The 14378-nt window shown below is 38.6% G+C and carries 15 protein-coding genes; 6 read left to right on the top strand and 9 right to left on the bottom strand.

All coding sequences use genetic code 11. From position 1 onward, the window contains the following. Nucleotides 1-196: 196 nt before the first annotated feature. A complete protein-coding gene (locus tag CLW00_RS19560) occupies nucleotides 197-586 on the bottom strand; it encodes a hypothetical protein (protein ID WP_106135405.1) in 390 nt (129 codons plus the stop codon). Nucleotides 587-959: 373 nt separating this feature from the next. On the opposite strand from CLW00_RS19560, the gene CLW00_RS19550 reads away from it, so the two are divergent. The 4 genes from CLW00_RS19550 to CLW00_RS19535 all read left to right on the top strand — a co-directional run bounded on the left by CLW00_RS19550 (nucleotide 960) and on the right by CLW00_RS19535 (nucleotide 4611). After that, nucleotides 960-1697 (top strand): DUF3891 family protein, encoded by a 738-nt coding sequence (locus CLW00_RS19550; RefSeq protein WP_106135403.1) that lies wholly within the window; start codon nucleotides 960-962, stop codon nucleotides 1695-1697. Nucleotides 1698-1953: 256 nt separating this feature from the next. Beyond that, entirely contained in the window at nucleotides 1954-2859 is a 906-nt protein-coding gene (locus CLW00_RS19545; protein ID WP_425437983.1) for an alpha/beta hydrolase, read from the top strand. Between the two features lie 260 nt (nucleotides 2860-3119). Then, nucleotides 3120-4244, top strand: coding sequence for an MBL fold metallo-hydrolase (locus CLW00_RS19540; protein WP_106135401.1), 1125 nt, complete (start codon nucleotides 3120-3122; stop codon nucleotides 4242-4244). A 145-nt stretch (nucleotides 4245-4389) separates the two neighbouring features. Next, nucleotides 4390-4611, top strand: coding sequence for a hypothetical protein (locus tag CLW00_RS19535; RefSeq protein WP_106135400.1), 222 nt, complete (start codon nucleotides 4390-4392; stop codon nucleotides 4609-4611). Nucleotides 4612-4789: 178 nt separating this feature from the next. On the opposite strand, the gene CLW00_RS19530 is transcribed toward CLW00_RS19535, so the two are convergent. The 3 genes from CLW00_RS19530 to CLW00_RS19520 all read right to left on the bottom strand — a co-directional run bounded on the left by CLW00_RS19530 (nucleotide 4790) and on the right by CLW00_RS19520 (nucleotide 7567). Beyond that, nucleotides 4790-6091: a Zn-dependent hydrolase gene (locus tag CLW00_RS19530; RefSeq protein WP_106135399.1), complete on the bottom strand. Its 1302-nt coding sequence runs from the start codon at nucleotides 6089-6091 to the stop codon at nucleotides 4790-4792. A gap of 217 nt (nucleotides 6092-6308) precedes the next feature. Beyond that, nucleotides 6309-6704 (bottom strand): RidA family protein, encoded by a 396-nt coding sequence (locus CLW00_RS19525; RefSeq protein WP_106135398.1) that lies wholly within the window; start codon nucleotides 6702-6704, stop codon nucleotides 6309-6311. Between the two features lie 92 nt (nucleotides 6705-6796). Further along, on the bottom strand, nucleotides 6797-7567 hold the full coding sequence (locus tag CLW00_RS19520; RefSeq protein WP_106135397.1) for a tetratricopeptide repeat protein: 771 nt from the start codon (nucleotides 7565-7567) through the stop codon (nucleotides 6797-6799). A gap of 173 nt (nucleotides 7568-7740) precedes the next feature. Between CLW00_RS19520 and CLW00_RS19515 the strand changes: the two genes are divergently transcribed. Together CLW00_RS19515 and CLW00_RS19510 are read left to right on the top strand one after the other, a co-directional pair. Continuing rightward, the gene (locus CLW00_RS19515; RefSeq protein WP_106135396.1) at nucleotides 7741-9684 is read left to right on the top strand and encodes a tetratricopeptide repeat-containing sensor histidine kinase; all 1944 of its coding nucleotides are present in this window, start codon (nucleotides 7741-7743) and stop codon (nucleotides 9682-9684) included. After that, nucleotides 9681-10415, top strand: coding sequence for a response regulator (locus CLW00_RS19510; protein WP_106135395.1), 735 nt, complete (start codon nucleotides 9681-9683; stop codon nucleotides 10413-10415). The genes CLW00_RS19515 and CLW00_RS19510 overlap by 4 nt, the downstream gene beginning before the upstream one ends. 46 nt (nucleotides 10416-10461) lie before the next feature. On the opposite strand, the gene CLW00_RS19505 is transcribed toward CLW00_RS19510, so the two are convergent. From CLW00_RS19505 to CLW00_RS19480, 5 genes are all read right to left on the bottom strand, one after another. Further along, complete coding sequence (locus CLW00_RS19505; protein ID WP_106135441.1) at nucleotides 10462-10713, bottom strand: hypothetical protein; 252 nt, start codon at nucleotides 10711-10713, stop codon at nucleotides 10462-10464. Between the two features lie 125 nt (nucleotides 10714-10838). Further along, entirely contained in the window at nucleotides 10839-12074 is a 1236-nt protein-coding gene (locus CLW00_RS19500; protein WP_106135394.1) for a DUF4236 domain-containing protein, read from the bottom strand. 116 nt (nucleotides 12075-12190) lie between these two features. Then, nucleotides 12191-12736: a hypothetical protein gene (locus tag CLW00_RS19495; RefSeq protein WP_106135393.1), complete on the bottom strand. Its 546-nt coding sequence runs from the start codon at nucleotides 12734-12736 to the stop codon at nucleotides 12191-12193. 329 nt (nucleotides 12737-13065) lie between these two features. Continuing rightward, complete coding sequence (locus CLW00_RS19485) at nucleotides 13066-13359, bottom strand: Bor family protein (RefSeq protein ID WP_106135391.1); 294 nt, start codon at nucleotides 13357-13359, stop codon at nucleotides 13066-13068. A gap of 248 nt (nucleotides 13360-13607) precedes the next feature. Further along, the gene (locus CLW00_RS19480) at nucleotides 13608-14372 is read right to left on the bottom strand and encodes a LytR/AlgR family response regulator transcription factor (RefSeq protein ID WP_106135390.1); all 765 of its coding nucleotides are present in this window, start codon (nucleotides 14370-14372) and stop codon (nucleotides 13608-13610) included. Nucleotides 14373-14378: the final 6 nt, after the last annotated feature.

Raw genomic sequence — 14378 nt, 5'->3', positions numbered from 1 at the left:
AATTAGTCAACTATTTAAATATGCACATTTTTTTTCAATCTTTGGAATTTGTCTTGCAAGACCTATTCATGAAGCCCTTTTAACTTCTAATCTCCATATGTTTTTTCCGGATACACCTAAAGATTTCCTCATAGGCAGCTACCCAATTTCGGTGTGAAAAAAACGAATGCACCTCAACCACAAAGTATTGAAAAGCCTATTTCAGAACTAGGACTTGCACCCATGCCTTTGCCTCAAGCACATTTTCGAAAATCTTGTACGGAACAGGTTGCTTTTGAAATGAAAAAATCACATTTAAGAGGACTCGAATGGCTGGGTTGGGGATAACATAAGCTGTCCCCGTGCAGTAAGTTGTCATCAGTTCCTTATTTTCCCTGAGCCAATCAGCTTGCATTTTTTGATGTGAAAGTGAGGGTATGACCGCGTTTGAAGCATCAAAAATAATAGCCAATGGCTTTTTGAACCGATAACAGGATTTAGTTTGGTCCAGATAAGTTTGAAAGTTTTGGTCAGTGCTTTTATTGCCTGTAAAACGAATCCAAATAATTGGGAAATCAGATTCTTCAATGATTGCATAAGGTTCCATTTGTGAAGAACCAGATTGTAACAGAAGAGTTTATTTGGTTATCAAATAGATTGAAATTATTTCTGCAGTTAGTCTGAGCCGACATTTATTTGATTTCTTTAATTAGTGGTTGATTTTATGTTCATCCCACCTTATCATGTGGGGCTAATTGAATTTATTTCTCCCAGGCCGGCGAGCACTTCAGAAATCGCATTTGCCTTACAATTTATACCTTGGTTCCATAATGAAAGTGATTGGCATGATCTGTGGTTTATATTTTTTGTTGAACCCAGTCTGAATATTTTTGAATCAGATATTAAGATCAATACTGATATATTTTTGAAAATACAGGTGTTGGAATAGGTGAATTTTTTTAGCATTAAAAGAAATAAAGATGATTGTAAGAAAAACACATCAAGGATTGCATGTCATTTTTCAGGCAAGCCATGGCTTATTAGCAGGGAAGATTGCAGAACAGTTAATGGTTAAATATAGACCTCCTTTGTGGCTTGAAACCTTGGTGGCAGTTGTTGAACACGATGACCAACAACTCGATTACAAGGAAAAAAACTATCTATCAGAACTTGGAATACCATTGGATTTTTCGGAAGATTCCACAGGTGCCATAAAATCCATAAAAAGAGCCAAAAGGGTTTTTGTCCAAGCAAAAAGTAAATCTATATGGACAGCTTTGCTGGTTTCCTTTCACTTAGACTTTTTATATGGATCTCTCAAGGAAAAAAATGTAAAAGCAAAGCTATTTCTTAATGCACAAAAGGCCTTTCGCAAAAAAGCTATTGCTTATTTTGGGATTGAAGAAAAGAAAGCTTTAGCCCATTATGCCCTCCTTAGTTTTTGTGACCGTTGCTCTTTGATTTTGTGTAAAGATGAAGTTCCTGATACAGAACGAAAACTCGAAATCAACACCTCAATTGATGGTAAGACTTACTATATACACCGTCAAAAAAACGGAACTCTTTGTATAGAACCTTGGTGTTTTGAAACAGACTCCTTTGAACTCTCTATTGAAGAAACAATTTTGGAACAAACGAAATATAAAAATCAGGAAGAGTTAAAGGATGTTTTGGATACCTTACCTAGAAGAAATATGACATGGAAATTTGAAAAGTGATTTTTGAAAGGTATAGGTTATCTCCACTATCAAAACTTCTGTGCCTGTGGTTTTTATTTTATGTCACTGGAAGATCACCTCAAAAATAATTAAGTGTAAAATTGACATTTTTATGTATCTTTATTCATCAACATTAAACTTCAGAACACAACATTTTATCTAAAAAGGGTGGTGATCTAAGTTAAAAGTATTTCTCTCATCAATAAACCTATTTACCATGTCTTACCTAAAAAAAATCATTGCCGGACAGGCCATAATGGTCTTATTACTCTTCTTTGTTTCTAATGCTATGGCGCAGGACGGGACAATTTATCCACTTGAAGCACCCGAAGAACCAAATGCAATTCCGCTAGGGACGGGAAGTGTTGATAATCAGCCTTCACCTGAAACATGGTTCCTTCAGTGGGGTGACCCGATGGCCAGAAACATTTCTAAAGCCACGCTTACTCCATTCCTTCCTGAACCGGGAAAGGCAAACGGAACAGCCGTGATCGTAGCGCCAGGTGGGGGCTTCAGTTGGCTGTCAATGGGCAATGAGGGGTGGGAAGTCGCAGAGGCCCTTGCAGAGCAGGGAATCGCCGCCTTTGTTCTCAAATACCGGCTCAACCCAACTCCTGAAAAACTTGAAGATTTTTCGGCTTGGATGAACCGTCCCCGAACTCCGGCCCCTGCACCTTCTTCTAGTGCTACATCAAGTACTCCCGCACCAACACCGCCACAGCGAAACCTATCAAACCAACTCGAAGATGCGGAAGCAGCCTATGCCATGATCGTCTCAAGGGCTGAGGAATGGGGGGTCGATACTGATAGGATAGGGATGATCGGTTTCTCAGCGGGTGCTGGCCTGACCATGCACTCCACACTTCACTCCAAGACCATGAAGCTGGCCTTTATAGGCCCTATCTATGGGGGTATGGGCGCGGTCGATGTACCTGAGGATGCCCCACCTATGTTTAATGTGATCGCTACTGATGATTTTCTATTTTTAGGTCAGACAGGTGTAATCGAGTCCTGGTACAAGGCGGGAATTCCTGTTGAGTTCCACCTTTACCAGAACGGTGGTCACGGTTTTGGTCTAGGAAACCCTGACAGGACCAGCAACCGTTGGTTTGATGCTTTTATGTACTGGCTGGAAGTGAATAAGTTCTTGGCTGCAAAGTAGTTTTGTTAATTAAAATTCTTGCCTAAAATTGAAATCAATTATTCAAATTTTCATTTCCTTACACAGAGGCAGATGGAAAGGCATTTATTGTGTTTTTTTGTCCTTCCATTAATAGATACAGCCTGCCTACCGTAGGCAAGCGAGCGGAACCGAGTAAATATTAAAATCAGTATCTTAAAGAATCTAGGAGTAAGTTTGATGGGTACTGCTCCGAATACACCTTTTCCAAAACTGAATCACCAAAATAATCATTTACAGGAATGAAGAAAATATTGAAAATAGCACTATGGACCTTAGCCATACTTTTGATGGTAATAGGGAGCTTGGCATATTATGTAAGTAGACAGATGGGCAGTTTGGATTCCTTGGAAGACCGTAAAGCAAGATTTTCCGGGCTGTCATATTATGATTCAGATACCGACCAGTTTTTAAGTCCAGAGGAATTGCCTTATTATCCGGAACAAACTACAGGTGGCGATGCAGGTCCTGCACGGTTTTTTAAAACTTCACCAAATGCGCCGGGGTTTCCATTACCCAAAAAGATGATTTCCAAAAGTGATTTTTCAGAAATACCTTCGGATTTTGCTGCTTGGTGGTTTGGTCACTCCTCATTTATTTTGGAGCTTGATGGAAAGCGGATCTTATTCGACCCTGTCTTGGAAAATGGAGGTCCTCTACCGTTTATTTTAAGAAGGTTTGATGAGTCTCCTATCAAAAGAGAAGAACTGCCTGAGATTGATTTGGTGGTCATTACCCATGACCATTATGATCATTTGGAGGCTGCTACCATGAGATTCCTCGCATCTAGAAACACACAATTTCTCGTGCCTCTTGGTGTAGGTGCAAGATTGGAAGGCTGGGGTATTCAGAAAAACAACATCAGCGAGTTGGGTTGGCATGATGCCAAGACTGTTGGTTCTTTGCAAATCACTGCTCTTCCGGGAATACACTACACAAGCAGAAGTTATAATGATAGAAACAAAACTCTTTGGGCCTCTTTTGTTATTAAAGGTGCTGACAAAAACCTGTTTGTAAGTGGCGATACCGGATACGGCACACATCTGAAAGAGATAAGAGAAAAATATGGCCCCTTTGACTTGGCTTTTGTGGAAATAGATGGCTGGAACAAAGGATGGCCTTTGACCCACCTCTTTCCTGATCAGGTCATTCAGTTGTGTCAGGATATAGATACAAAGCTCCTATTTCCCATACATTGGGGCGCCTTTGATTTGGCAATGCACTCCTGGGATGAATCAATTCTAATGGTTGCTGATATGGCAGCAGAAAATAACATCGAATTGGTGACGCCCATTATGGGTGAAAGAGTTGTACCTGGCATTAGCCCAACCAATAATTGGTGGGAGATTCCAAACAGCGAAAGATAACTTGTCGCATGCAACTGAAAATGATGTCGTTCCAAAGCCATTAAACCAAGAATTTTATAACCTTTTTGAGATTTTATGTAATACAATGATTATTAAGGGAAAGTAAATTTGAATACAATTAATTCTAACCTTAATAACAGAAAACATGAGCCAACAAAAAGATCAAAATCGCAATGCCCAAAATGAAGAAAGAAAGCAAGAGCAGGCCAATCAGGAATCAGGAAAAAGCGACATGAATCAAACTGAACGCAATAGAAGAGAGGCTGATCAGAAATCTGCACGTGATGACGAAAAAAGGAGACAACAAGACGCTCCTTCTAAAGGTCAGGGTTCTTCCGGAGAAAGAAACCAAGAAACGAAGAGATAATTGAAATTGAACGTAAAGCTGATATGAAAGCCATTATTAAAGTACGGGGCTTTAATGTGTGAACTTCAGCCTAATCGAGTGCTCTAAGATTCAGAGAAATTCGATTTTAATGCGCAACCCTTCTACGAAAGTAGGAGGGTTGTTTTTGTTATATTTTAGGAAGTTAAGAATGGATATTTCAACCTTCATCCAACAGTAACACTGTACGCAACATCACATCAGCGCCTTTGGCCATTTGGGATGGGGAGGAATATTCGCTAGAGTTGTGGCTGATGCCGTCTTTGCTCGGGATAAAAACTAGCCCGATCGGACCCAATAAAGCCATTTCCTGTACATCGTGTCCGGCACCGCTTTGCATTTTGATATAAGATATGTCGAGTGATTCGGCAGCCTGTATCATTTTGTCCTGGATTTCTTTGCTTGCTATGGTTGGCGTGGTACCCAAATTGAGGTTTTTAAATCCTATTTCAGTATGGGTTTCCTTCGCAATCTCTTCTGCCCGTTTTTCGATATCGGCATACATTTTCATGATCTTTTCGGTAGAAATGTCTCTCATCTGCAAGCTCATTTCCACTTTTCCGGGAATGATATTGGGGGCACCTGATGGCACTGAAATTTTACCTACACTCCCTACTTGGGCTCCATCGTAGCTGTTGACCACTTCATTGACTGCCAACACCAATTTGGACGCAGCTATAAGCGCATCTTGCCTGTCGTTCATGGGGGTGCTGCCTGCATGGTTGGCCATTCCTGTGACAGTAATGTCCCAATCTTCAATTCCGACGATTCCTTCTATGATTGCCACATCGATGCCTTGGGATTCCAAGACCTTACTTTGCTCAATGTGAATTTCCAGAAATGCGGCCAAATCACCTTTTTTCCGGATTACTTCATCCAGCCTTTCGGGGTTTCCACCTATTGCCCTGATACCTTCTTCAATGGTCAAACCACTGGCGCTCTTTTGTGACAATGCCTCCTTTTTGAGATTTCCTGTCATAGCCTGGCTGCCTACCAATCCCCCTTCTTCATTCTGGAAAATCAAAACTTCCAAGGGATGGTTGGTGATGATATTGTGTTCGTTCAATACTTCAATGATTTCAAGCGCAGTAAATGAACCAAAAGTACCATCATAATTTCCCCCTTTGGGGACCATGTCAAGGTGAGAACCAAAAGCTATAGGTTTTTTGGAAGGGTCTTTTCCTGCTTTTTTTCCAATGATATTGCCGGCGTAATCAATATGTACCTCCAATCCTGCCTTTTTCATCAGGTCCATAAAGTATGCTCTCCCTTCAATGTCACCTTGGCTGTAGGCTACCCGAAAAGGCTCTCCTTTTTCATTTATTCCGAATTTGGCAAACTCCTGAATCCGTTGCTCGATGCGTTGCTCATTGACCCTGATTTGGTCGGTGGAAAAGCTGACTTGGGCTAAGACAGAATTGACAAACAGCAAAAAGAAGATTGAAAGTAAGGGTGATTTCATTTTGAATTGATAATTTAATCAAAAGATGTTTGCTCTGAATTTTTAGAAATAGCCAAAGTGGGAGACAAAATTATAATTTATCTGCTCTCTGACTTATGATGGATCAATATATGAAAATCCAATTAATTAAATTCTCCTCAATTCATTGAAGAATACTATCTGTGAAAATAGCAATTTGAAACTTTCCCAAAGTTTGGAACTTTGGGAAAGTTGGCTATCATGGTTTAAGCACCTCCAATTCGATTTCGATCAAAAGTTCAGGCAAAGCTAGGCCTTTGACTTCTATCCAGGATCCAGTGGGAAACTGCTTCGTGTATATGCTGTTTCTGAAGGCCGCATGTTCTAGAAATGCCGGCATATCAGTTGTAAATACATTCTCTACCACCACATCGTCAAAGGTACAGCCATAGTGTTTTAGCACTTTGTCCAGATCGGAATAACAGTTCTTCATCTGTTGAAAGAAATCGCCCACCGCCGTCGGACCACCTTCATCGTCCATGCTGACGGCACCGGATACTTTGATGCTGTTTCCGATTTTGACTGCATGAGAATAGCCGTAGGCTTGCTCAACTTCTGGGCGGAGTTGGAAAAAAACTGGTTTTTTAGAATTCATTTTATGCGCTTTTTTTGATAAGATCAAGTAATTAAATGGCTAGACTGAGATTCAAAACTGATATACCCCAGTCTGATCCATTTATTTTAAGTTTATTTTTTCACTGCCATTAAGCGCTTGGCTTCCTCGGCTCTTTCCCGAGAGGCTTCCATCCCGAGTTGGGTGGCTTTTTCATAGTGCTTTGCTGACTTTTTATAATCCTTGACATTCATATAATATTCTCCCATGCTGTCATAGGCATTGGCTTCGTCAGGAGCCAGTTTGATGTAGTTTTCGAAGGCAGATTTTGCAGATTTCATATCCCCGGATTCCATCAAGGCATATCCCAACATATTGTATCCACCAGCGTTTTTTGGGCTTAATTTGACGAGCATATTTCCGTTTTCTGCAGCTGCTTGATAGTCTTGATTGATCCAATAATTGATAAACAATCCTAATTCATACACCTGTGGTACTTCTTGGTAGTTTTGTTTCAATTCATCCAAGACTGGAGTAAGATCAGCTTTTGGATTATCTACCAAACGCTTTACCCCTTTTCGAATAGATTTTTCAGCAGGGTTTAATTTGTTTTCCGAGATAGCCAAGGCTTTTGAGGCAGCTTCTTTAAAGGCTTCCTCCTGATTCATACTTGCCATGCCTAAAGCCAAATGTGCGTAGGCCATAAAGAATTCAGGATCGTCTGCTACGGCTTTTTTGATGGATTCATTGTAGCCTGCAATATCTGCATGCTGTGCAGCATGTAAGGCTTCTTTGTAATGCTGTTTCGCTGTTTCCGAATCGGTAGATATTGGAAGAAAGTATTCCTGAGCATACATAGATTGGCTTCCAAAAAGGAAGAAGATAAGTATTAGGGCATTTTTCATAATTTTATATATCGTGTTGAGGTAATGAATTTGATCAAGAAGCAGAAGATAAGCTAACAGAGTTGGACGAAACCACTGTATTATTGTCCCAAACTGATTATTTTCTTTCCGAGATTTATTTTTTAAAATGCAAATAATTGATATTCAAAAGCTTTTTATTTTATATTTATCATATGAAGAGACTTTTTATACCGGTGCTTTTTATCATTTGTTTGCATCTTCAGGCCCAAAAACCGAACGGTGGTTTACAGTTATATCCTCTTCGTTACTTTGTAGATACTGATAATTTTGGTAAAGAATACCTTGAAGATTTAGAAAAATCCATTGAAAAGATCAAAACTGACACAATAAGATTTATGGCGATTAATGATTTAGGTTATCATTACCACACCAGAAATCTTCAAAAATCATTGGAAATTATCAATCAGGGATTGGAAGAAGTCAGGTCTGCCGAAAACGTATTATGGGAAGGAAGAATGCAAGCCTCGGAAGGTGCCATTTTACTCCGAATGGAGGAATTGGATCATGCAGAACTGGTATTGAGGAGTGCACTTCAAAAAATTCCAGAAGCTGAAACTTGGTTTCTATTTACCAACTTAGGGTATGTGTATGAAAGAAGAGGTGAATTAGCTAAAGCTTTTGAGTTTGCGACTGAAACTTTGAAACTAGGAGAAAAATACCAAAACAAAAAAGCAATAGCGATAGCCTATTCCGATATGAGCAACCTTTTTTGGAAGCAAGGGAAGTTCGAAAAGGGAGTAGAATATGGGAAAAAGTCTCTTGCATTGTTTGAAGAAAGGGGATTGCATGATCTTGATTTCGATTTTACCTTACACGTTTTGGGCAACAACCTGGTGGAGCTTCATAGATTTAATGAAGCATTGCCATATTTTCAAAAATCTGCCATGATAGGTGAAAAATATGGTTTCTATAACAATCTGAGTGATACATATATTGCACTATCGGAATTGTATAGCCAGACTGGAGAGCTTGAAAAAGCGGAAAAATCGGGTAAAGAAGCCTTGAAATATGCTGAATTACTTCAAAATGATTTTATGGTCACTCGGTCTTTGCTTTCCCTTGGGAAATTGAAGAATCAAGAAGGCAATTTCGAATCTTCTATAGCCTATTTACAAAGTAGTATAAGGACTGCTGGGGATGATTTTGGAGACATGTACTACTTAAGTTTGATGTATAAGGAGTTGAGTAAGGCCTTTGAGGGAAGAAATAACTTCAAAGAATCTTTCGAAGCTTATAAAAAATATCATGAATTGAACCAACTTGTTTTCAATGCAGAAGCAGATCAGAGGATTGCTCAACTGCAGACTGAAATGGAAGTAAGCCAAAAAGAAAATACCATTTTGCTACAAATGTCCAGGTTGAGGCAACAAAATGTAATTCAAGTGTTTACACTTGTTTTGGTTGGTGTCATGTTGCTTTTCTTGTTTATTCTTTACAGATATTTTATCCGTAGGAAAAGGTATAGTTTGATATTGGAAAAGCAAAACAAGGAGAAGGAATTTTTGTTAAAGGAGATACACCACAGGGTAAAAAATAACCTGGAAACCATATCAAGCCTACTTTCTCTGCAAACTTCACAGATTGAAGATCAAGAGCTTCATGATATTATGATAGAAAGTCAAAACAGGGTACAGAGTATGGGGATGATTCATCAAAACCTTTATCAGGGGGAAAATCTGGCAGCAATAGAAATGAAGAATTACTTTGAAGACCTTGGAGGCTTTATAATTGATTCATTTAATGCGACAAATAGAATTGTTTTGAAATGTGAAATGAGCCCCTTGGAGCTGGATGTTGATAGAGCCATTCCAATTGGGCTTATTGTCAATGAATTGATTACCAATTCTTTAAAATATGCCTTTCCAGATAAAATGATTGGTGCGATTACCATTTGCCTAAAAGAAACTGATTCCCATTTATATTTGGAATTAGCTGATAATGGAGTGGGAATGGATAAAAATATGGACATAAAGGGAACCGGGTTTGGAACCCAACTTGTACAACTACTGACACAACAACTCGATGGAAAAGTTACATTGACAACGCATGGCGGCACCAAGGTATTTTTTGAATTCCAAATAAATTCAGCAGCATGAGCAGTACAAGCAGGATATTGATCGTGGAAGATGATATGATTATTGCAGCCAATATTTCATTGCAACTTTCCAAGTTGGGGTACGATGTCACAGGCATAGAGTCTAGGGGAGAGGATGCCATCAACCATGCTTTGGATAATCATCCTGATATCATCTTAATGGATATCCATCTAAAGGGTGTGATTGATGGAGTGGAAACTGCAAAATTGATTCAAAAAAAGGCAGACATTCCATTGATTTACCTGACTGCAAATTCAGATGAAGCTTCATTTCAAAAAGCCAAGGAAACCCATCCTTATGCATTCATTTCAAAGCCTTTCAATAAACTGAACTTAGAAAGAACAATCGCTCTGGTAATTGAAAAAATAATAGATGAAAAAAAGGAAATCAAAAAAGAAGAAGAAATAGTAGAAGCCTTAGAAGACAGGATTTTTATTCGCAATCAACATAAGCTGATCAAGATCATGCTGGATGAAATCCTTTATATAGAAGCAGAAAGAAATTACTCTCATATTGTTACTTCCACCCAAAATTACACGATTGTAAGTCCTTTACACAGTTTTTGTGAAAAGATGGTGTGCAAAGATTTTTTACGTGTTCACAGGTCATATGTGGTCAATATCAAAAAACTTGATGCCGTGGCAGAAGCACATTTGGAAATTGAGAGAAAGATAATTCCAATCAGTAAAATGTATAAAGACAATCTGATGGCAGCGTTAAGAAAAATTTGAATTTTCGTCGGCTGTGAAACCCAGACTTGAAGATTATTATCTCAGCTTACAATATCCTCCCCTCCGAATACAAATCATATGCAGCGACTAAGGTTCTGTGTTCAGGTGAATTTCCATATCGCGCAAATTCTTTGATTTCCGACCGGTTTTCTACATAGACAGCCAAGTATTTCATGTCCAAATCATCCCAAACGACCAATAAATAGGCATACGGGATTTTACTACTTCTCCCCAATTCTAGCCAATTTTCAAACAGTGATTCTTCGAGAGATTGGGGGTAGTCAGGACTGTCAAACATAGATTTTTTATTTTTTGTAAAAGTAGGCAGTAAGCCATGATTGCCAAAATTCAAGTATAATTAATAGCTTAAATACCAGTTTCGGGACTCTAAACGCTAAGATAATCTTTCATAAAATGTAAATATCATCCACCGATTTCGTCTGTGGTGACTTTTTGGAGTACTCCCGCCAACTCGAATAAGTGTGGGCTAGTCATGACTAAAGGATTTTTTCTATTTTCAACAAAAATCTCAACTGTGCCACCGTCTGTATTCAGGTATATATCCTGTATTTTTCTAATAGGATAAGACCTCGTATTTCTACCTTCCTGTATTTCCAAAACCCTATCGGTAACCCTTATTAATCCTTCCATATCCAATTGATAACCAACGGATTTGTAACGGATTCTATTTGCTTGCCAACTGTCTAATATTCGTTGATTTAATAATCGTCCGTGACCTTCAAAAAAAGCACGTTCACTACCTACAAGTGCTCTGCTGATTTCAATCCTTGTCAAAGGCTGGACTTGTAATTGCCTCAACGCCTGAAATTTTTCTATCAACTCCTTTTCTGCGTTGATCATTTCACTTGGGATTTGCCAAGAAGTCTCGATCTGCGAAATTAGTATTTGCTCTGCAGGACTAAGTTGGTGATCTGCAAGCACAAACTCCACAGCATCGGTGTATTGTCCCAAAGCAATGTCTACAGCATTTTCTCTATCAATAGGCAGAAAAACAAGTAAGACAGATAAATCTAAAATTTCTCCTTCTGTCAGTTGTTTCTCCAACCAATTATTGAGAATCATTGGGGCAAGGTTTACTTTGGATTTTTCATCTAATGACTCAGTATATTTTTCCCAATTACCCTGGTTTTGCTCAAGGGGTTTTAAATGTTGTAAGGAATCGAAAGCCAGCATCAGGTTGTTCCGCTTACTTCGTTGTTTATTATAGAAGATCAACATCAGCAAGCCAATGACAGCAATGGCTAGCTTGATACTCAGATTACTTACCAACAAGCTGACTCCCAACAAGACAATGCCTCCTATAAGAAGTAGTGGGTTATTCTTTTGGAAAATATCAGTAAAAACAAATGCGTCTCGGTTTAAAACAGGGAGTGCAGGATATGTTAGCCCCGTATCTGTGAAAATTTCCTCTTCGGGATGGGTTTGTCTATTGCTTGTGCCTTGATTTGCTTGTGCACCAATATTGCCTAAATTTTTTCTATAATAGAGTCCATGTCTACCACCATGAACATATGACCGGCCTCGGGAATTGATACCAATCCTTGCTCCTTTTACCCCGGCAGAAAGTCCAAGCCCACTCTTGGATAGGTTTACCCTCAAGGGCCCAAAATTTATTCCTTTTCTTAAATAAAAAGCCATAGGGTAATTATAGTTTAAAAATTAGGCAAAACCATAACTATTGTGGCTGAATTGAAAAATGATGAAAGCAAAAAAATAGCGAGGTCTTCCGACCTCACTATGTTTGAAAAAATCGTTCACCTTCTGATGTCGAAGTTTCCTTCTCTGACGACGATCTTCTCGCCGGTCGCAGGCGACTTGACATCGAAAGCAAACTCACCCCTTATCCTTGTTTCGCTTATATCACGTATCCTTATAAAACCCTGTTCTACTTCTGAGAAAATAGTGGCATTTCGGCTTTCATCCCACCAAGTGAGACCTACACCAAACCTTCCGAGATCTCCTCCAGCCAAAAATGAATCCCTCAGCGTGTAAAGTCCTGTAGTCAATTCAATCTCTTCTTCATCATACATTTGAATGCCGATAAGAAATTGAGGATTGACAGGGTCTGAACTGTCCCAGATGTCAAGTCCTGCGACATGAAGTTCAAACTCGGAAATGTATTGCGTAACGAACTCACCTGTAGCTTCAAACTCTCCTGTGATGGCATCTCTTGCTTCAAAACTTGTATTGGATGTCAATGCATTTCCCGAGTCTCCATCGTCTTCCAGACATGAAGTCAGGATAGAAAATGAGAGTAAACAGAAAAGTGATATGTAGAATTTAAAATAGTACTTTTTCATTTGTAATTTTTTGAAATGGAAGTCCCCTTAAGGCTTCTTTTTGGAAATCTTTTATGTAATCCAAAGCTAAAGCGAAGGATTTATTCTGAAATTTTGGAAGAGCGGACTTTCTGACGAATGATGATGTACGATATTACAAAACCAATTACAATAAACACTAAACTGCCAGTTAGATAGCCCTTTCCGTATGCACTTAGCTCTTCAAAATGACCGACGTATTTAATGAAATTAAACAATCCGATGGTAAGCATCAGGAGGGCCAAGCCGAGTAAAAGGTTTTTCATTGAAAATGTAGAAAAGGGGGAGGTACGGGCTCCCCCGATCTTTAATTATCTTGTGACTTTGGTAGTGGTAGGTGTGTAGATACCAAATGTAATCATGTTCAGTAACCCATCCACAAAAGTGTGTTGAATGTGCACATCGTAATCAGCAGCACCATTTGCCATTGACTTTGGATCAGAAGTTCCTATAGGAGCCAATCCATAAATAAGATAATGATTCTTTTGTGTTACAGTAGCACCAGTTTGAGCACCATTTCCTACACTGAATTGATACGTGTAACATGAGCTCGTACTGATCATAAGAAGACCTGCAAAGAGAAAACTGTAAAATGTACTTTTCATAAATTGAAAATTTAAGATGATAAAATTTGTTTTACGCAATTTACTTATTGATTAAGTTTGAAATCAAATATTTCAATAAGTAAAATTCTGTTTTTTAATCTAATTACAATATAGTTGATTAATTTGAATTCTAGTACAAATTGCGCAATAGATCGCTTGTTAGAAACAGAAGGTTATTGTAGCCGTACTTCGGATTAGAATTTGGCCTTTTTCAAATAGAGGTAAAGTAAACTGAATATCAGAACTGATCAGTTTCTACTGATGATATCGTAAAATTCAATGAGTAAATGTCTCTTTTGCTTGCTTACCGGTAGTGAGTTTCCATTATCCATGATGACATAGCCTCCATCGGTTTTATTGTATTGCTTGAGGTATTTAGGGTTGATGAGATAACTTTGGTGAATCCTTAAAAACAAATAATTGCATAGCGTTTTTTCCACGTCTTTTAGCGTTTTGCTGATCAGTTTGCTTTCGCCTGTTTGTAAGAAAATTTTTGTGTAATTGTTTTCACTTTGACAATACAGAATGTCTTCCGTTTTGAGAAACTCAAACCCATTAACAGTAGGGATGGCAATTTTACTTTTTACAAATCCCTCATTTTTTATCTTGGACAGTAAGTCTTTTACTGCTGTTTCATCCAATAGGTAGGACCTTTTTTGTTGTTCCTTTTTCCAATCTTCCAACACATCTTTTAATTCATCGATATCTACAGGCTTTAGTAAAAAATTGAAGGCTTTATTTTTGAATGCCTGAAGGGCATATTCGCTGTATGCTGTGGTGAATATGACATCAAAATCAATTTTGTCCAATTGATCTAACAGCTCAAACCCATTAAGTAGAGGCATTTCCACATCCAAAAACAGTATGTCCACCTTGAGTTTTGGCAATTCAAGTAAGGCTTCCATTGGTTTCGATGTTTTAAAAATAATGTGATGGCCGAGTTCTAAAGTTTCAAGATCCATTTCAAGGCTCTCAATACAGTGTTTTTCGTCATCCACAATGGCTATGTTCATGTTTTT

The sequence above is a fragment of the Mongoliibacter ruber genome (assembly GCF_003003005.1).
Lineage (GTDB): Bacteria > Bacteroidota > Bacteroidia > Cytophagales > Cyclobacteriaceae > Mongoliibacter > Mongoliibacter ruber.
Note: the sequence above shows the minus strand (reverse complement) of the source record. Positions and strands in the feature narration are given on the sequence as shown.